The organism is Flavipsychrobacter stenotrophus, assembly GCF_002954265.1.
In the GTDB taxonomy this organism is placed as follows: Bacteria; Bacteroidota; Bacteroidia; order Chitinophagales; family Chitinophagaceae; genus Flavipsychrobacter; species Flavipsychrobacter stenotrophus.
Genome location: NZ_PPSL01000001.1, coordinates 395,363 through 416,962, shown reverse-complemented (window position 1 = coordinate 416,962; position 21,600 = coordinate 395,363). Strand labels below are relative to the sequence as shown.

The window sequence follows — 21,600 nt, the reverse complement described above, 5'->3', positions numbered from 1 at the left end:
AACTGTATTACTGCAGTTTGGCCCCTTTATTACCAGATTGTAATCTTATTTTCATAAATACTTTTACCTACAAACGTTCGAACCAGATAAATGCCGGGCGCTAAATCACATGGTTCGAATAATACATCTTTATTGAACCCGGGGGCTACATATTTGCGGCTTACAACCCTTCCGTAAACATCACTTACAATAATTTTTGCAGGACTATTTATAGAAGGAAGGGATAACACAAATCTTCCATTATTTGGATTTGGATAAATGGTCAATTCGCCACTAAACGGGAGTGAACCGCCAACAGCTAGGACAGAGTCGCACTCCACTGATGTGTATATATGCATTTCGGTGCTTGAAGTATCTGACCCGCACATATTGGAGACGACATATATTATTGTATCCATTCCGGGAGCGATACCTGTAACAACTCCCGTTGAAGTAATAGTAGTAAAGCCATTAGCAGAAAACCATGTTCCCGAAGTAGTTACTGGTATGGTCAAACTAGCACCCAAACATAGAGCAGAGGACGAGCCCAAAGTATCAGCCACCGGTGGTTCAGCTACGGTTAACATCATTGTGTCGGATATACTCCCGCAAACATTGCTGACGGTATAAGATACGATAGCTGAACCTGATGTGATGCCGGCAACAATGCCGCCACTACTTATTACCGCTGTTGTTGATGGCGAAACGCTCCAAGACCCACCAGTTACACTGTTAGTCAACGTAGCCATAGTTCCGGTACATACTGTTGAATTGCCGGATATAGTACCTGGTGCTGGTAATGCAGTAACTGTAACAATCATTGACGCACTTGTTGAACCGCAGCTATTGCTTAGCACATAAAAAATAATTGTTGACCCGGTAGTTATCGCTGTGACTACTCCACTGGCGTTTACCGTAGCTACGAGAGGCGCATAACTACTCCAGACGCCACCAGGTATGGCATCACTAAGCGTGAGTAAAGAACCTACACAAACAGTTGAACCACCTGTTATGGGACTAACGGTGGGCGGAGCGTTGACTGTTATGGTTCTCGTTGCAGTAGCTGTACCGCAACTATTAGTTACTGTATAAGTTATAATAGTAGTACCTGCTGTGAGGTTACTTACTACCCCTGAACTATTTACACTACCCACAGAAGGAACAGAACTGCACCATACACCACCTGAGACCGACGGCGTTAATGTAATAAGCGACCCTGTACACACACTTCCACTACCAGATAGAATACCGCCAACAGGCAATGGAGTAATAGTAACAAGAATCGTTGACGCCGAAGATCCGCACACATTTGAAAGTGTATATGATATTGTTGCCGAACCGCCCGCAATGCCGGACACGACACCCGATGAATTGACAATTGCTATTCCTGCCGACGTGCTGGACCACAAACCTCCTGCAGAAGTATCTGCCAGAGTTATTGTACTCCCCTGGCAAACTGAAACACTGCCGGTAATAGGGCCAACCGGCAAAGTAGTAATAACTGTAATGAGTTTTGTTGCCGCAGCGACGCCACATGAAGTAGCTACCGTATAAGAGATTATTGCATTACCAGTAGCTATACCGGTTACCAATCCTGATGGGCTTATTGATGCCACGCCAGGAACAGAGCTACTCCATACGCCACCCGGAACGGCATCGGCAAGGGAGATCGATGCGCCTACACATACGGTAATAGGCCCCGTAATGGTGCCAGCAGCGGGTAACGAATTCACTGTAACGGGCATTCCTACTGCGGCTACGCCACAGCTATTCGTTACCGTGTAAGAAATATTAATAGCCCCGACAGCCATTGCAAATACAACCCCTGTGCTATTTACAGTGGCAATGCTTGTATTGCTGCTGCTCCATACACCTCCTGTTCCTGTTGCCAAAAAAGAGATAGTGCCGCCAATGCAAACTGCTGATGGGCCTGAAATACTTCCAGCCATGGGCAATGGATTAACAGTTACCATAGCAGTATCAGCAGCTGAGCCACATGCATTGGAGACCGTGTAAGAAATAATGGTTGATCCCGCAGCCACTCCGGTTATCATTCCGGAAGATCCGATGGTAGCGATACCTGTTGCAGTGCTTATCCATGTTCCACCCGTAGCCGTAGTTGACAATGTTATATTTGCACCCTCGCAAACAACGGTACCACCTGTTATTGTACCTGGCGAGGGAATTGTTATTACTATTAACGGCATCGTTGCGGCTATAGTACCACAGCTATTTGTTACAGTGTAGGATATAGTTGTAGTACCAATATTAACGCCTGTAACTACCCCTGTACTCCCAATAGTTGCAACTAAAGTATTTGTACTGCTCCACACACCTCCCGATGCGGCATCAGTTAACGAGATCAGATTCCCGGCACAGACTGTCGACAACCCTGAAATTGATCCGGCAATCGGGAGTGGGTTGACAGTGATGGCTGTTGAAGAAGAGTTGACACCGCAAATACCGGTAACTGTATAAGAAATCGATACTGTGCCAGCCAGGACACCATATACTGTACCTGAACCACTCACAGTGGCTATGCTCACTACACCACTACTCCATGCACCTGTACCCCCTGTTGCGGTTGTAGTGAGTGAAATATTTGATCCCTCACATACAACCCCTGGCCCTGAAATAGCACCGGCAACGGGCAGTGGATTCACTGTAAAAATTGCTGTATCATAAGCTGTACCGCAACTGTTTGTCACTGTATAACTGATTATTGCAGCGCCTGCAGCAAGAGCTGTTACAACGCCTGAAGAAGTTATTGTGGCTATACCAGGCAGATTGCAAGACCAGCTACCACCCATAACACTTCCTGATAGAGACACAGAAGTGCCAACACACGCTGATGATGCACCGCTTATAGCGCCCGCAACGGGCAATGGATTGACAGTAAAGGGGAATGATGCAACAGCCGTGCCACAAGAGGTATTGACGGTATAATATATTGTGTCGGCTCCCGCAACAATACCGGTTACCACACCTGCGGTGTTAACCGACGATGCTCCTGTAGCAGAAACGCTCCATACCCCGCCTGAAACAGTTTCACTTAATGACACCGCAGAACCGGCACATAATGTAGCCGCACCTGAAATGGTTCCTGCAACCGGGAGCGGATTTACTGTTATAGGCGTGCCAATTGTAACTCCGCCACAACTATTGAATATTGAGTAGCGCGCAAAAACACTACCAGTTGAGATACCTGTAACTACTCCGGTCGAGCTGATAGTAGCTATAGTTGTATCTGTGATACTCCAGGTTCCACCGGTGCTGGTGTCAGATAGCGTTAGTGAGCGCCAATACATATAGGGGCGCCGCCCGTAATTATCCCTACAGTGGGCAAAGAAAGAACAGTTATAGGTAAGGTAGCAGTATCGGAGCCACAAGCATTCGCCACCGTATAAGATATAGTTGCAGATCCGGAAGCAACTCCAGATACCACACCAATGACCGATACAGCAGCCACACCGGATGCACTACTACTCCAGACACCTCCTGATGTACTGTCGCTTAAAGTGGTGTATGCACCGGGGCAAACTGTTGCAGCCCCTGTAATAGCAGCTACCGTTGGAGCAATATTAATTGTAAGGTTAACGACATTATCGGTACCAATGATTCCGGGTAAGCTACCCACTACCCTTATCCTGTATCCTGAGCCAGGCAACGTGCTTGCCGGTATTACGGCAACAATAGTGTCTGAAGTTGTACCTGCAATGCTACCAATAGAAATTGGAGATGTAAATGAGCCCGACGCATTTGATAACTGCGCCGTGAATATGTTGGATGATGCATATGGCCCATCTGCATAAAACGGAATTTTTATAGTGTCACCGGCACAGAAGATGGTGCTTGAAAGAGTGCTTGTGGTAAGATCGTATAGTTTTATTTTTGCCAAAAAAGCATCGGAAGGGCTCCCGCCCCCGAAAGCTGGCTGGGCGGCTCCGGTTGTAGCTATTCCACTACTGGAAAACGTACATCCGGAAACGGACATATTACCAAGGTTAATTGCAGCACTAAAGACTATGTCTTGCCCGGAGCCACCAAAATAAGAATCCCAAAGCAATGCCCCTGCAGGATCTAATGCCATTAACAATCCGTCATAAAAACCACCGGCATAGGTACTTTGAAACCCACCAGTGGTAATGCTTGTAGAGGACGTCGAATTGCCCACCAGATAAATATTGCCGGCACCGTCAGTTGCACAACCATTCGCGTATTCATTGGCTGACCCACCATAGTAAGTAGCCCATAGCCTGCTTCCCGCGGGATCAAACTTTACAACATAAGCATCAGCAACTCCGGCGCGCGTTGTATGTAATGCCCCGGGAGAAGCAATGCCGTTGGCAGACAATGTAAAGCCGACCATATATACGTTACCCCCGCTGTCCGTAGTGCACGAGTATCCTATCTCTTGATCGGTTCCTCCATAATAAGTAGCCCATAACCTCGACCCCGATGCATCAAACTTTATAAGTATTGCATCAGTAACTCCTCCTCCATATACTGTTTGAAAAGCACCGGGGGAAGAAAGCCCTGCCACTGTCCAGCTTGCTCCGGATAAATAAATATTGCCGCTTACGTCAGTAGCACATGAATACCCCAGATCATTGTTTGATCCACCATAATACGTCCCCCAAAAACGAGAACCTGATGAACTAAACTTTGCAAGAAACATATCTCGGTTGCCTCCAAACACCGTTTGATATGCACCTACAGAGGCTATATTATTGGAGGAGTAAGTTGTTCCCGACAAATACACATTGTTACTATTGTCGATTGCTATACTACTTCCATTATCTATGCTGCTGCCTCCATAATATGAGGCCCATATACGATTCCCCAACCCATCAAACTTAATAATTACAGCATCTTCACCACCTCCGGAAGCCGCCTGAAACGATCCTGAAGTTGCAAAACCATTTGATGCGCATACTCCAACAGCATATACATTGTTGTTTCCGTCTACAGCACAACTGTTAAATACATCATCTCCAAAACCTCCATAATAAGTTGCCCATATCAGGCTTCCGTTAGCATTATACTTAGCAAGAAAACAATCCAATGTTCCACCATTAGAAACTTGAAACCCACCTGAAGTTGAAATGCTGGATGTAGACTGTGTTTTTCCACAATTGTAAACATTATCAGCACCATCAATAGCAGTTCCATATGCAATTTCCTGTGCAGTTCCCCCAAAATAAGTACTCCAGGTAACAGAAGGGTCAATAACCAATGTAGCACCCTCCGGTATATTACTTGTTACAAAACCAATAGTACCGTCGCCCTTTTTCTTAAAATGAGTTGGCACCTGTTGTTTATTAATAAAGCTAACGGGGGCATGCTCAATTACCTCGCCAAGTGATGTCTTCATCAACAGCTCGCCATTTTGGGTGATAGTTACCGCTTGTGCATCTTTGATCTTTAACCTTATGTTGTTAGGGTCTCCGCCCGGCCTTACTACAAAACCATATTTCAGGTGGCCATCCCTACTATATATCACCCAGTCTATATGAGGGTAAACATTTTCGTAAACTACCTGCTCATATGTGCCAACATGAGTGATACCATCGGGGCAATGACCGAGATAGAAATTTTCTGTAAGCAGATTTTTCTTCTCTTTGCGTACCACAGGGTTTTGGTTAGCACCTGCCAACTCTAATGAGAATCGGTATGTTTCGGTTTTGATCTTCTTTTCCAGCTCAAGCTGCAGTTCGGGATCTTTTACTTCTTTGTTGTTTAGTTCATAACCTTCCGGGTAAGTTGTTCTTGAAAACTGGTAATTGATTCCCGTAGAAGTAATGAAAAGTTGAGTACTGCCACTATGGGCAGTAAAAAAAATGTCCGGACGAGGATGACCTTCCTTATCTGCAACCTGTCCTTTGTTTTCCGTAAACAATAATGTGGACTGGTGGGAACTACACTGATTTATTAAATGACTGTCGTTACCGGGTCTGGCAAATGCGGGCGCGAATGACTGGCACATGCATATAACACATACCAGCAACTTAAATAGGAGCTGATTTTTCATAAGATGGTTATAATCTAAATTGGGTATACGTAAAAATACCACTATTTAATCAAATCACGTCTGTAAATTAAAAATTTCAAGGAGAGAATCAGCAGTTCTTATACTTCCAGTGCCTGGTTTTACCTTCCTCCAGCCATTCTAATGCCTGCAATATCCGCTTATCGCGGGTAACTTCAGTTTTTGCTTCGGCAAACCATTCTAAATAATCCTTCCGGTTTGAGTAGCTAAATGAATCGAATACCTTCTTTGCCTCTTTGTTCTTCTTTAGGGCTTTTTCAAAATATTCCGGGGTTTTAATTTCCTTCTTTTCAGCTGTTTTGGGTTTGGGCGGCACCTTTATTCCATCTTCATTCAGCTTCATGGCTGCTTTTATATACTTTTTTATCACTGCGTCTTTGGGAAGATCTTTCAAACTGGTGATCTTGCCAAGATGCCCCATGCTCACCTTGTCCTGAACGGATAATACACCTTCTTCATTTTCCATGATCGCGGCTTTCCAGAAACCAAAAGAACAGTGGTGTTTAAATGCGGCCATACTGCAAAGTATAGCTCCCCTATACATGAAGTTAGGAAAACTCCACTTCCACGCTTCCTCCACCTCAGGGCAGGTTTCATGAACCAACTCTCTTAAATGATTCAAAATGGGCTTTGCGAAATCCCCCGAGTTATCCACATACTCGTCGATCTTAATGCTGTACTGCGCCATACATGGTAAATTTTAAATACATTTGCATATTAAATCTTGTCGAATTAAATCTATAACAATACCATGAAACAGAAACCATTCTATATCAATCTACTATACCAAATTTAAGCGTTTACCTATTTCAGTTAAATAACCTAGGCTTAACACAGGCATTACACCATATTCACAACTCTTTTCCGAGTTTTGCACACCCGTTAAATTATTATAATGAAAAATAATATACCCAAATTAATAAATATACCCTTTTCAACTATTATAGATAAAGCAAGTGTTATGAGAAAAAATGTACATCGTTTTGTGGCGCCAATTTTAATGGCAGGGCTTTTTATTTTATTGCAATTATTTTCAGGTAACAGTTTTGCTCAGGTAAGCCTTACAAACGGCTCGGCAACATATACACAAAATTTCAATACTTTAGCAAGTTCAGGTACACCCGCATGGAGTAACAATACCACCATTGTTGGTTGGTATGCTGCACAAGGAGTAGGTACATTATCTACATATATTACCGGCACGGGAAGCGGCACGGGTGCTGGAATTTATAGCTTCGGCGCATCCGCTGCAGCAGATAGGGCACTCGGTAGTTTGCCCTCCAACGCTACCGATTCATTTCAGATTGGCATTCGCATTGTAAATGGAGGGACAACTACTATTACGTCTCTGGCAGTATCTTATACCGGAGAGCAATGGAGAAATAATGGCAACGCTACTATTCAGACCAACAGGGTAGATTACTCAACCAGTGCTACAAGCCTAATAACTGGTACATGGACGAATGTATCTTCTTTAGGTTTTGCCAGCCCTATACATACAACCACAGCTGCTGCAACGGATGGTAATGCTGTAGCAAATAGAGCTGCTTTATCAGGCACAATTACAGTTAATATACCTCCCGGAAGCGAAATTTGGATCAGGTCAGTAGATGTAAATGACGCTGGTAATGACCATGCAATGGCAATGGACGACTTTTCAGTAACCGCTACATTTGCTGCATTACCCGCTTGCTCAGGCACTCCAAACCAGGGAACAGTTGCAGCAGGATCATCTGCAATTTGCACGGGCACCACTACAACCTTGAATCTCAGTGGTGCAACTATAGCCAGCGGTATAACTTACCAGTGGCAACAATCACCTGATGCCTCTTCATGGTCTGACGTTAGCACGGGGTCGGGTTTCACAACAACTACCTACACCACTCCAAGCCTTACATCAAGCACATACTACAGGTGTATTACCACCTGCACCACCTCATCACTGACAGCAACATCTACCAATTCACCATCGGTTACCGTCGTTCCTAATCCGTCTTCAGGTACTATCACGGGAGGTTCAGCCGTATGCGTTGGTTCTAACCTCACTCTTGCGACTACAGGATACCCTGGAGGTACATGGACACCAACTTCTGCAAGTGGTGTAGCTACTATTAGCGGCAGCACAGGAGTGGTAAGGGGTGTCGGACCTGGAACAAGAATATTCACCTATACAGCTCCATTTACATGCGGCTCTGCTACTACTACCCTATCAGTCACAGTTAACGCACTGCCCACGTCTGGCAGTATTACGCCCGCTACTCCAGGAGTGCAGGTGGGAGGTTCGATCACTTTAACAAATCCAACATCTTCTGCCGGTACTGCTGCATGGAGCACAGTAAATGGCACCGGTAGTGTTACCATCACATCAGGTGGCGTAGCCACAGGTCTATCCTTAGGCGCTGCAACAATAAGTTATGGTATAACCAGCGCAGCAGGATGCGGTCCGGTTTATACAACTAGAACCATTTATATTAATGGCCCGGCACCCACCATCAGGTCCATTACACCAAAATCAGGAATTCCAGGGTCTGCAGTTAGTATCTACGGGACAAACTTTGACGCCACGCCTGGTAACAATATCGTTTACTTCGGAGCAACAAAAGCAACTGTAAATTCAGGATCAACAACTACCCTTTCAGTAACAGTACCGACAGGCGCTTTATACGCTCCTATTTCTGTTACTACTCCAACCAACTACACCGCTTATTCAGATACCTCATTTACTCCTAGTTTCAACAACTCAGGATTTATTCCCAATACACTGAACTTTAACCCAGCCTTGATAATTACAGCGGGCGGCACTCCTTATTCAGGTGCCATCGGCGATTTGAATGGCGACAACAAGCCTGACCTTGTAGTAAATAATTCTGGCACAGTTTCAGGAAGTGGAGGACCATCAATTTCTGTCTTTAAGAATATCATGACTGGTACCGGTGTAATATCCGGTTCTTCATTCTCTTTAACGTCATCCTTCACCGGCATAATCGGCACCAACACACCTAATAATGTAAAGCTGGCCGACATTGACGGTAATGGCCAACTGGATATTATTGTTCCATTACCAGATGCTGCTTACATTTTGGTTTACCTGAACACTACTTCCGGCATCGGCTCCAACCCAACTTTTGCGGCACCCGTGTCAATAGCGGCCGGCCAATTCACATCAGTAGCAGCGATCCGAGATTTTGATGGAGATGGCAAGCCGGATATCGCATTATCTGCATTTCTTGGTAGCAGTACAATTAACATCCTTCCAAATACATCTACAGTCGGGTCAGCTTCTTTTGGCTCAACTATTTACATCCTTGCCGGTGCAACGCCATCAAGTGTATGTATAGCAGATCTGGACCATGACGGACTTCCCGACGTAGCATGCGTTAACTCAGGATATAGCGGTGGCACTTATTCAGGAACTACTATCTCAATTGCAAAAAATACATCTACATACGGCTCTATTACTTTTGGTACTTCGGTTTCGTTAACCGCCGGTTCCGGTCCGTTAGATATAGCTGCAGGCGATATTGATAACGATGGCAAGAACGATCTCGTTGTTACCAATTCAAACAGCGGTAACATCAGCGTGTTTATCAACACAAGTACGCCGGGTACGTTAACAGCAGGTTCATTCGCATCAGCTGTTAATATATCTTCAGGATCTGGCTCCGGCTCAACTCCTACAGGTATAGCTCTTGCGGATATGAACGGTGATAGCAAATTGGATGTTGTAGTTTCAAATAATAACGACAATACCGTATCAGTATTCAGAAACCTGGTTACAGGTTCTACTGTAACTTTATCCCTTGCTACCCCTCAAAACATAGCTACCGGCCAAAAACCGGTAACCGTAACAATTGGCGACCTTGATGGTGATGGCTATCCCGATATTGTAACAGGAAACAGAGGAGGCGCGTCTGCGGCAACAACTAATACATTTACCATCCTTAAAAATTACCCTAAACCACCAATTGGCACTACTTCTGGCGCATCATCTTTGTGCATGGGCGCATCTACTACTTTCAGCAACACTGTTACAGGTGGTGGCTGGGCAGTATCTAATACAACAAATGCTACCATCACATCCACTGGTGTGCTTACCGGACTTAACGGAGGCGTAGATACTGTCATTTATTATACAACTTTTGGTGGTGATTCAAGCTTTGTATACACTACTGTAACTATCAATCCATTACCGTCACCGGTGCTCACTGGCACTGCGACCATAAGTTCAGGAGCATCTACTACACTCACATTTACAGGTACATCAGGCGATGTTGTGTATTACTGGAACGGTGCATCAACACTCAATACAACAATATCAGGATCAGGAGTAAGTACAGTTTCCGTTGCACCTACCGTTACTACTGTCTATTCGGTAACCAGCGCCACAAGTGCATTCGGTTGCTCACAATCTATCAGCGGTGTAAATATAACCATTACTGTTACCTCTGTACCAGACACTACTCCTACTCGCGACGACAACATGGCTATGGGTAATCCAAGTGGCGCTACTTACAGCATGTCTGACTCTAACAATTACCTGATGGTAAAATCTCAGTTTGGATTATCTTATAATAATTCAAAAGGTGAACCAAACTGGGTAAGCTGGCACCTGAGCCGCGCCTGGAAAGGCAGTGCTGTAAGATGCGATTGTTTTAGCCCGGACGCTACCCTGCCATCAGGATATTTTACCGCTACAACATCCAACTATACAGGTACCGGATTTGATCGAGGTCATCTTTGTCCGAGTGACGACCGTGACGGTAGTGATACCGACAATGCGGCAACATTTGTAATGACCAACATTACGCCACAGGCACCGAACATGAACCAGATAACATGGGGAAGTCTGGAGAGCTATTGTCGTGCCCTGATTTACGCAGGTAATGAACTATATGTAACAGCAGGTGGATACGGAGCAGGCGGCAGCGGCAGTCTTGGCGGCACTACAACTACTATTGCAGGAACAAACATAACCGTACCTGCACGCTTCTTTAAGGTAATTGTAGTATTACCGGTAGGGGTAAACGACGTTTCACGTGTAGCAAATACTACCCGTGTTATAGCGGTAGACATGCCGAGCAACCAAACAGTAAACTCGCAACCCTGGACTTATTACAGAACAAGTGTTGATGCTATTGAAGCCGCAACAGGCTATGACTTCCTTTCTAATGTACCAACCGGAATTCAAGCAGTAGTAGAAGCAGGAATAGACAATGGACCTTCTAATATATTGGCATGGGATTTTAATGGTGCTAACAGCGATACTACGATAGTGGCTACCGCGGCATCAGTTGGCAACAACCTCGATACAAGTGTTACATATAATAAGTTGTCACGCGGTGCAACTGCTACAGCAAGCACAGGTGCTAATTCATTCCGTACTACCGGATTCCAGAACAATGGTATCTCTACTACTAACACAGATTATTTTGAAACTAAGCTGAAAGCAACTTCAGGTTATCAGCTTTCACTTTCTTCTATTGCCGCAACCTTTGCGGGAACATCGTCTTTCTGCGCATCTCCGGGTGTAAGTTCACAATTTGCTTACAGCCTTGATGGCACTACGTTTACCCTTATCGGCTCACCAACCATCAATATTGGTACGCCATCTGTAATGGCTTCGGTAAATCTCACCGGTGTTGCCGCATTGCAGAATGTATCTTCTACCACACCTATATATCTGCGCTATTATGCAAGCGGTCAGACTACAAGTGGGGGTTGGGGTTTCTTCTCGCAATATGTAGGTAACTATGGTTTGTCGATCGATGGAACTACCCAATTAGAACCTTGTACAACAGCGCCTACTTCAGTAACGGCTACATTATCTTCTTCAGCTGTATGCTCTGGTAATACGATTTCGCTAACAGGTGCTGTAACATCGCTGGGTGCAACAGTTTATACCTGGAGCGGACCTAACGGATTTACCTCTACAGTCCTTTCGCCTGCGGCATTTACAACAAGTACCGCATCGGCAGGTGTGTATACACTTGTGGCAGCTAACAGCTGTGGTAGCACAGCAGCTACTACCGGTGCACTAACAATAAATGTAGCACCAACATCCGTTACTGCTACACCATCAGCAACAGATGTATGCAACGGTTCATCGCTTACACTTACCGGCGCAGCAACATCAGCGATCACTACTACTTACTCATGGAACGGCCCGGGCGGGTTTACTTCGACCGATCTTTCTCCGGCAGCTATTACCACCAACACCAACTCAGCAGGTGTTTATACCCTTGTGGCTACTAATACTTGCGGTAGCACTACAGCCACATCTGCGGCTGTAACAATCACCGTTGGTTCTCCAACCGTTGCGGCCATATCAGGCAGCACATCAGTTGTTGCGGGTAATAATATCACCCTAACCAATACAACACCATCGGGCGTATGGGTAAGCGGCAATACATCAATGGCCACAGTTAGCGCCTCGGGTATGGTACATGGTCTTACAACAGGTACTACACTTATATCTTATACAGTAACTAATAGTTGCGGATCTACGACCACCACGTCAACTATTACAGTTACCCCCGCGCCTGTAACTATTGCAGCATGGGATTTCTTCGGAACGTCAAGTCCTACTACGCTTACAGCCACTGTGTTCAATTCCGCGCTTAATTCGGCTTCCGGAGCCAGTGCAATAACAAGAGGATCAAATGCAGTAACAAATGGAGCAGGTAATTCATTCAGAACAACAGGTTTCATGGATGACGGCATCTCTACTTCCAATAATGACTATTTCCAGATAACGCTAAGATCAACATCGGGCAATGTGCTTTCATTATCTACGATAGATGCACGCCTGGCGGGCACAACCACCTATGCGGCTACACCTGGTGTATCCAATCAATTCGCATATAGTTTAGACGGAACCACATTCACGCTTATAGGTTCACCTCAAATAACCGTCGGCACCCCTGCCACTTTAACGCAGATCGATGTATCAGGCATAAGTCCACTACAGAATCTGCAAATGGGTACGACAGTAACCATCCGCTACTACGCTACAGGGCAGACTTCTACCGGCGGATGGGGCTTTACATCTCCTTCCGCAGGCGCATACGGGTTGGCAATAGGCGGCATCATGACTACCTGCTCTACTTTCCCTACGGCAGTAACTGCTACACCATCAAGTACAAGTATATGTTCAGGTGCTACACTATCGCTGACAGGTGCGGCAACAGGCGCAATATCTTATTCATGGAGTGGACCTAACAGCTTTACATCAACCGCTTTAAACACTGCTCCATTTACCGTAAACACTGCATCAGCGGGTGTTTATACGTTAGTAGCCAGCAGCAGTTGCGGCACCACTGCAGCTACTACAGCAGCAATAACAGTCAACGGAAACCCTACAGCCGTTACAGCCACACCTACGCCTGCAGCAGTTTGTAGCGGGTCTGCATTGACACTTACAGGAGCAGCAACAGGCGCTACTTCTTATTCATGGAGCGGTCCTGATGGCTTTACATCTACAAATCTTTCGCCGGCAGCAATAACTACTAATACCAACTCTGCAGGTGTATATACCTTGGTAGCTACCAATTCATGCGGCAGCACTACCACAACTACAACAGCAGTAACAGTTACCAGCGGATCACCAACTGTTGCAGCTATATCCGGTAGCACTAGCGTGGGTACAGGTAACCAGATCACCCTGACCGATGCAACACCATCGGGCACGTGGGGGAGCACCAACGTAACTATAGCAACGGTGAATGCTTCTGGTGTAGTAACCGGCCTGGGTGCTGGCGTAGATACCATTACCTATGCAGTCACTAATGGCTGCGGCACCGCAGCTGTATCATATACAATTATTGTAACCCCGGGAGTGGCAACACTTGTTGGTTGGGATGTGAGCGGATCGACCAACTACGGAACATCTCCATTAATGCCATCAACTACCGCAAGTCATCTTGTTGTTACAACTAACCTCACAAGAGGTTCGGGCCTATCTACACCTGCAGGTGCAGCTGGTCGCGCATGGGGTGGAACTGTATGGAACTATACCACGGCCGCAAACGCTATTACAGCGAATTCATTTATTACATTCGGATTCCATTCAGCAACAGGATACACTGTGAGTCTGAATTCATACACCTTAAACTATAGGAGACCGGGCACAGGCGCAACAGCCGGCCAACTACAATACTCAATTAACGGCGGATCGTATACCGATGTAGGTTCTGCAATTTCCTACGCAAGTTCAAGTAGTAGTGGTGCAACACTTTCACCCGTAGATCTGACAGGTGTCTCTGCACTACAAAATTTACCAAGCACATCAACAGTTACTTTCCGATTGGTAAATTATGCAGCAAGCGCATCCACAGGTGCATGGTATATTTTTGATGTTGCCAATACCACCGCCGACGACTTGTTCTTTACAGGTGTTGTAGCACCTAATTGTTATGTAGCACCAACTGCAGTTACGGCTACCCCATCAGGTACTACTGTATGTTCGGGATCAACCGTTACACTTACAGGTGCAGCTACTAATGCAGATAGTTATGCATGGTCTGGGCCGGCTTCATTCTCTTCAACGCTACAATCGCCTGCATTTACTGCCAGCGTAACTACCGCAGGTGTCTACACTCTTGTAGCAACAAATGGCTGCGGCAGCACAACTGTAACTACAACGGCAATATCTGTAAATGACGCTCCGACAGCAGTATCTGCTTCGGTAACACCTACGTCATTATGCTATGGTGGCACAATAACACTAACAGGCACGGCAACAGGCGCAACAGTTTATTCATGGAGCGGACCTGGTGGCTATACAGCTACAGACCTTAACCCTGCGGCCATAACAAATGCATCGGTATCGGGTGTGTATACGCTTACCGCATCCAACACCTGCGGCACTATTACCGCAACTACAGCAAGCGTAACTGTATTCCCGCTTCCATCAACAAGCATATCAGGTACAGCATCCATTACATACGGTGCTACCACCACCCTCACTTTCACAGGTGTATCAGGAGATTTAGTTTATTACTCATGGACAGGGGGCAGCAATACAAATACTACAATTGGCGGTACAGGATCAGCAACTGTCTCCGTATCACCAACGCTTACTACTACTTATACTATAGATAGCGCCCGCTCATCTGCAGGTTGTTTTGCAATCATAACAGGCGCCAGTGCCACAGTAACTGTTGGCCCGCCATGCACTTCTGCACCAACAGGTGTAAGTGCTACCCTATCTTCATTGACGATCTGTCCCGGAGATAACGTTACACTAACCGGCGCAGCAACAACATCAGGTCCTACTACCTATTCATGGAGTGGGCCGGGCGGGTATACATCAACCGATCTTAACCCTGCTACCTTTACAGGTGTAGCCGGCACTTATACACTTGCGGCAAGCAATGCTTGCGGAACAACAACTGCAACAACTGGAACATTAACAATTAATACAGCACCTACAGGTGTAAGTGCAACGCCTTCATCAACTTCCGTATGCACAGGATCTACACTTACACTTACTGCTGGTGCTACGGATGCAACAGGGTATTCGTGGAGCGGACCAAATGCGTTTTCATCTACACTTAACCCTGCAAGCGTAACTACCACTACCGCATCTGCCGGTGTATATACGTTGACTGCAACCAACAGCTGCGGTAGTACAACCGTTACCACCACATCAATAACTATAAATGGCACACCAACTGTTGCTGCCATCGCAGGAGCTACATCTGTAGTTATAGGCAATAACATAACGCTCACAGATGCAACACCATCAGGAACTTGGAGCAGCAGCAACACTTCAATCGCTACTGTCGCATCAAGTGGTATGGTTCATGGGAGTTCACTCGGAACGGTTGTGATTTCATATGCTGTTACCGGCAGCTGTGGAACTACTACATCTACCTACTCTGTTTCGGTAAATGCAGCGTCAACAACTCTGGCCGCATGGGATTTTAATAGTGCTGTCACAGGTACTCCTTTGGCTACAATGGCCGCAGCTGTCTTCAACTCAGGTTTATCTACAGCATCATCTGCCAACAATATAACACGTGGCGCGGGTGCCGCCGCAAGCGGTGCAGGTAGTTCTTTCAGAACTGTTGGTTTCCAGAACAACGGTATCAGCACAGCTAATACAGATTACTTTCAGGTAACACTAGGTGCGACCTCCGGCAACAATTTATCTCTCGCAACAATCGACGCAAGGTTTGCAGGTACAGGAACATTTGCCGCTTCTCCGGGTGTATCTAATCAGTTTGCGTACAGCCTTGATGGAACTACATTTACACTTATCGGCTCTCCGCAGGTAATTGTAGGAACACCTTCAACTCTGTCACAAATAAACCTGTCCGGCATATCTGCGTTACAGAATGTACCGGCCGGTACTACGGTAACTATACGTTACTATGCAAGCGGTCAGACTACCACCGGCGGATGGGGCTTTATATCGCCATCTGTAGGTGCGTATGGTCTGGCTATAGGTGGTACATTACAATGCGCAGGAACGCCTTCTGCAGGATCTGTAGCTGTAACAGGCCCTTCAACTTTCTGTGGTAGCGGCAGTACTTCATTGACATTCACTCCTGCTACTACAAATGCGGGTGTAACATATCAATGGAATGCAGGCAACAGTTTATCTTCTTCACTTGCACCGGTTTCAGGAGCAACGTCGACCACATATACTACGCCAACATTGACAGATACTACCTATTATAATGTGGCTACTACTTGTAACTATTCAGGTTTATCCGCTAGTACATCAAGTGCTACGGTTACAGTTAATCCTTCGCCGGTAACACCAGCTGCAATTGCAGGCACAACATCAATATGTGTTGGCACCAACACAACTTTGTCAGATGTAACAGCTGGCGGCACGTGGTCATCAACCGATCCTTCAGTAGCAACAATAGATGCAAGTGGTGTTGTAACAGCAATAGCTGCCGGCACAACTACTATATCATATACAATGTCTACCCCTTCGTGCGGGTCGGCAGCAGCAACCACCACGCTCACTGTCAACCCGGCTCCATCAGCAGGAACTATAGCAGGTCCGGCAACAGTTTGTATTACCACAAGTTCGCTGTTTACCAGTGGCGTAGCAGGTGGCGCATGGACAACCAGCAATGCCTCGATAGCTTCCGTTGATGCTTCAGGTAATGTTTACGGCATATCAGCTGGCAATCCGCTGATAACTTACACTGTCACCAATATTTGTGGTACAGCGTACGATACAGCCGCAGTTACAGTTAATACATCTGCTTCTGCAGGTGTCATTTCAGGCGGCACTGCAATATGTCCCGGCACAACAACCAGCCTTACTACAGGTCTTGCGGGCGGCACATGGAGCAGCTTAAATAATAGCATTGCAACAGTGAATGGATCAGGTGTTGTTACTGGCGTTGCGGCAGACACGGTAACCATTGTGTATACAGTAACAACCGCTTGTGGTACCGCTACCGCTACAACAGTAGTAACCGTTAATCCTATTCTCTCTGCTCCTGCGGCAATAACAGGTATTATACCGGTTTGTCCGGGCAATGCTACTACACTCGCCAGCGCAACAACAGGCGGCGCATGGAGCAGCAGTAATACTTCTATTGCCACTGTTAGTGGAGCAGGCGTTGTAACAGGCGTAGCACCTGGAACGGCTACAATAACATATACAATTACTAACCTTTGCGGTTCGGCTTACACAACAACACCTTTTACTGTTAACTCAGTACCTGTTGTTGGTGCTATCACAGGCGCAGCTACTGTTTGTTCCGGTTCATCGATCACCCTAAGTGACACTACCGCAGGTGGAACGTGGACGAGCGCTACCCCGGCTGTAGCAACCATCAATGCATCAACAGGTGTTGTATCAGGCCTTACTGTTGGATCAGCAGTTATCTCCTATTCAGTAACAAATGTTTGTGGCACTACAATAACTACTACAAGCGTTGCAGTTATTACAACTCCGGTACTTGCGGCAATAACAGGTAGCATAACAGTTTATAACGGCGCTACTACCACCCTAAGCAATACTACTTCTGGTGGAACATGGGTAAGTGCTAATACCACTTTGGCAACAGTTAGTGCATCAGGTGTAGTTACGGGAGTATCTCTTGGGTCTACGGTTATCTCTTATACTGTCACCAACAGTTGCGGATCTACTACAGTTACTAAATCCATTTCTGTATTAACACCTGTTACTGCTGCATCTGTCCTGTGGAATTTCACAGCAGGTTCAGGAGCAACAAGTCCTGCGGCCACCTCAACCAGTACTGAGGTACTTGCATCAAATTGTATTGCTTCTGTAGGTAATGTGACTGGCACAATTACTGCTATTAGCAGCACATCGCCAAGTACCACATTATCTGGATATTCAGGAGGCAATAACATCGGCAACACAGCAGCAGGTGGTGGTTTAAGTTCATCAAGTGCTTACATGCAGTTTACGATCACGCCAAATTCTGGGTACTTCATCAATCTAACGGGCATGTCATTCGGTAACCGTTGCACAGGCACAGGACCACAGGCTTATTCAGTAAGGTCAAGTGCTGATGGATTCTCATCGGTAATAGCTACTGGGACTACGTTAACAAACAGTACCTGGCAGACGATTACTCCATCATTTACATCAGCGATTACCGGCGGAGCCTCTACCTCAATTACGATCAGAGTATATGGCCATTCCGGTTCAGGATCTGCATCTGGCACAATCGTTTGGAGAATGGATGACGTGAATATCAATTTCACAGCTAATCCTAATATCTGTTCAGGTACACCTGCAGCAGGTACAGCAGCTATCACCGGCTCTGCTGCAGCCTGCGGAACAGGGTCTACATCATTGACATTTACACCTGGCGCAAATGCATTAGGTACTACTTACCAGTGGACCGAAAGTACCACTGCTACCGGCACATTTACACCAATTGCAGGTGCAACGTCCGCAACGTACACCACACCAACGCTTACAGATACTGCCTATTATGTTACTACAACCACGTGTAACTACTCTGGCTTATCGGCTAACACATCAGTAAACACGGTAAATATTAACGCACTGCCTACAATCGCGCTAAGCGCCGCTATGCCAACGGTTTGTCAGCCTACAACGTCTGCACCTGTTTCGTTTAGTGCTTCTACAGGCGGCCCAACTAATTACAATATTGACTGGGACGCAACCGCTAATACTGCCGGCTTTACCGATGTAACGGGTGCAATATTAACTGGCAGTTCTCTACCTATCATAATGCCGGCAACTGGCGCTGTTGGCTCATTCACCGGTTCACTTACAGTGAGCAACGGTATGTGTACTAGTGCACCTTACACAGTAACAACCACTATCCTGGCATACCCTACTGCCACTGTAACATCTCTTGATGTACCATGCGTAGGTCACTCTGGTGTTGTTTATATAACAGGTACTCCTGCTAACACTATATCATACATGGTAGATAGCGGTTCTGTTATTAACAGCACCATATCTGCAGGTGGTAGCTTCACTATTTCAACCGGTGTAATTTCAACGCCTCATAATTACTCAATAGTCAGCGTTGCCAATGCTGTGTGTACAACTTATGTAGACACTGTTGTGTACGTCAATCCAACACCTATGCAGTGGATAGGCGGTTCTGCCGGCCATCTTACAGATTGGAACTATGCAGGCAACTGGGGCTGTAACACAATCCCTACTATCAGCGATAATGTCACTGTTGATTCAGGGACCTACGTACCTGTTATTTCCGGCACAACTCCTGTCAATGCCCTCGATCTTAAGTTAGGACAGGGTGCAACTCTCGTCCTGAACACAGGCGCAGTGCTGAATGTAAAGGGAATGATCGACAACAATGGTACTGTATCAGGCGATGGTAGAGTGATAATGAACAACACGACTGCACAGACAATAAAAGGCCGCGGAACGATCAGCAACCTGGAACTGAATAACGTTTCAGGCGCAGCGGTAGACTCTGGTGCACGTCTTGTGATCAGCAACACCCTTTATATCACATCTGGTACATTAACAACCAGCGACAGCCTTGAACTCGCATCCACCGACTCTGTAACTACAGCAAGAATAGCTGAATTACCTGCATTTGGTGGTTCAATTTCCGGCAAGGTGAAAGTAGACCAATATGTACAGGGCCATTATCGTAGGTTCCGCTTCTGGAGCCATCCATTTGATGCCGCATTATCTCTTAGCCAGGTACAGAGCTTCATTGACATCACCGGTCCGGGAGGAAGTGCAAACGGTTTCCGTTCTACTAGTTCAAATGCACCATCTGCATTCAGATTGGACCCGTATACCGAAAACGACACGCTTGGCTACGATCCGGGTTGGAAGCCATTTACGAAGATCAATGCCGCAGCAGCCGATAGTAATAAGGTACAACGATATCAGGGTATTCGTCTGTTCTTCAGAGGTAAAAAGGGCGAGGGTCTTGGCTATCTGGGTTATTATGGCATGTACAACCCTTCTGCTACAACAGTTAAAATGCTGGGGAATATCAACCAGGGTCCTCAGACAGCATTTATGCAGCAAGGATCACTTGACCCTACACACCAGTCATTCAACATGATGGGTAATCCATATCCTTCTCCAATAGATATTGGAGAAGTGATCTGGCGTGCTGCCCAATCGGGCAATGTACAAGGGGCTGCATTCTATGTGTGGGACCCAACATATAGTGCCGGTGGTAACTTCATTACAATACCTATCGGAACAACGTCGCCTATTCATTACAATTTAAGTGCTAACACATGCTTCCAGGTACGTGCAGGCCATGATGGTGACTCACTTAACTTTGTGGAAAGCGATAAGGTAAGCAGCTTTGATAACTACCTGTTCAAAGCGCCTTCTGATTACCTGACGCTGAACGTATATGATAGCAACTACCACATATGGGATGCGGTTAATGTACAGTTCAACGATAAGGCAACTGACGTTGAAGACAGCAAGTATGACGCTGTCAAGCAGTTAAATGCAGACTTCACCTTCTACAGCCTTTCAGCGGATAAACGCAAACTGGCAATAGATGCCCGTCCGTTTGAGTCAGAAAAGGTTGTACCGTTGGGAATTACCAGTGCATATGATCAGCGCTTCATAATAAGGGCCGACAATGTAGCGGTACCTAAGGGAAGCACAGTATTCCTGCATGACAAACTGCTGAACAAGCTTACCGAACTGAAACCGAGCACTGAGTATGCCTTCACCATCAGTAAGGATAAAGCAACACAGGGTGACGCAAGGTTTGAATTAAGCCTTAAAGCAGCTACTGCGGCTACAGACAATGGCTTGCATGTAACTATGACGCCAAACCCTGCATCTGACGATGTGCACATTACTTTCACTACTACCCAGAAGGAAAATGTAAGTGTAAGAGTGATGGATATATCAGGTGTAAATGTCTACAACAAAGACCTTGGTGTACTGCAAAATGGCACTGTAAATGTATCATTGAGCAACCTTGCTGCAGGTATCTATATGGTAGAACTAACATCGGGAGATAAGAAAGTACTTCACAGATTGGTAAAGGAATAAAACAGTTGTACAACGATCCTATAGTAAACAGCCACCTTACTTAAGGTGGCTGTCTACATTTAATTAAATTTTACTTAAATTT

General features: G+C 45.9%; 4 protein-coding genes. 1 reads left to right on the top strand and 3 read right to left on the bottom strand.

What is annotated here, in order from left to right:
* Positions 1-29 precede the first annotated feature (29 nt).
* The 3 genes from CJD36_RS01930 to CJD36_RS01920 form a co-directional block, all read right to left on the bottom strand.
* Entirely contained in the window at positions 30-3,287 is a 3,258-nt protein-coding gene (locus CJD36_RS01930) for a T9SS type A sorting domain-containing protein (RefSeq protein ID WP_105037416.1), read from the bottom strand.
* On the bottom strand, positions 3,269-6,010 hold the full coding sequence (locus CJD36_RS01925; protein ID WP_105037415.1) for a DUF7948 domain-containing protein: 2,742 nt from the start codon (positions 6,008-6,010) through the stop codon (positions 3,269-3,271). The genes CJD36_RS01930 and CJD36_RS01925 overlap by 19 nt, the downstream gene beginning before the upstream one ends.
* An 88-nt stretch (positions 6,011-6,098) precedes the next feature.
* Entirely contained in the window at positions 6,099-6,716 is a 618-nt protein-coding gene (locus CJD36_RS01920) for a YdeI/OmpD-associated family protein (protein WP_105037414.1), read from the bottom strand.
* A 273-nt stretch (positions 6,717-6,989) separates the two neighbouring features.
* Here CJD36_RS01920 and CJD36_RS01915 point away from each other — a divergent pair, with 273 nt between their 5' ends.
* Entirely contained in the window at positions 6,990-21,518 is a 14,529-nt protein-coding gene (locus tag CJD36_RS01915; protein ID WP_161499174.1) for a DNA/RNA non-specific endonuclease, read from the top strand.
* The last annotated feature ends 82 nt before the right edge of the window (positions 21,519-21,600 follow it).

What these genes read in the sequence shown, in the direction of transcription:
- CJD36_RS01930 (WP_105037416.1), bottom strand. Translation starts at nt 3,287, where the DNA reads ATGTATTGGCGCTCACTAACGCTATCTGACACCAGCACCGGTGGAACC.
- CJD36_RS01925 (WP_105037415.1), bottom strand. Translation starts at nt 6,010, where the DNA reads ATGAAAAATCAGCTCCTATTTAAGTTGCTGGTATGTGTTATATGCATG.
- CJD36_RS01920 (WP_105037414.1), bottom strand. Translation starts at nt 6,716, where the DNA reads ATGGCGCAGTACAGCATTAAGATCGACGAGTATGTGGATAACTCGGGG.
- CJD36_RS01915 (WP_161499174.1), top strand. Translation starts at nt 6,990, where the DNA reads ATGAGAAAAAATGTACATCGTTTTGTGGCGCCAATTTTAATGGCAGGG.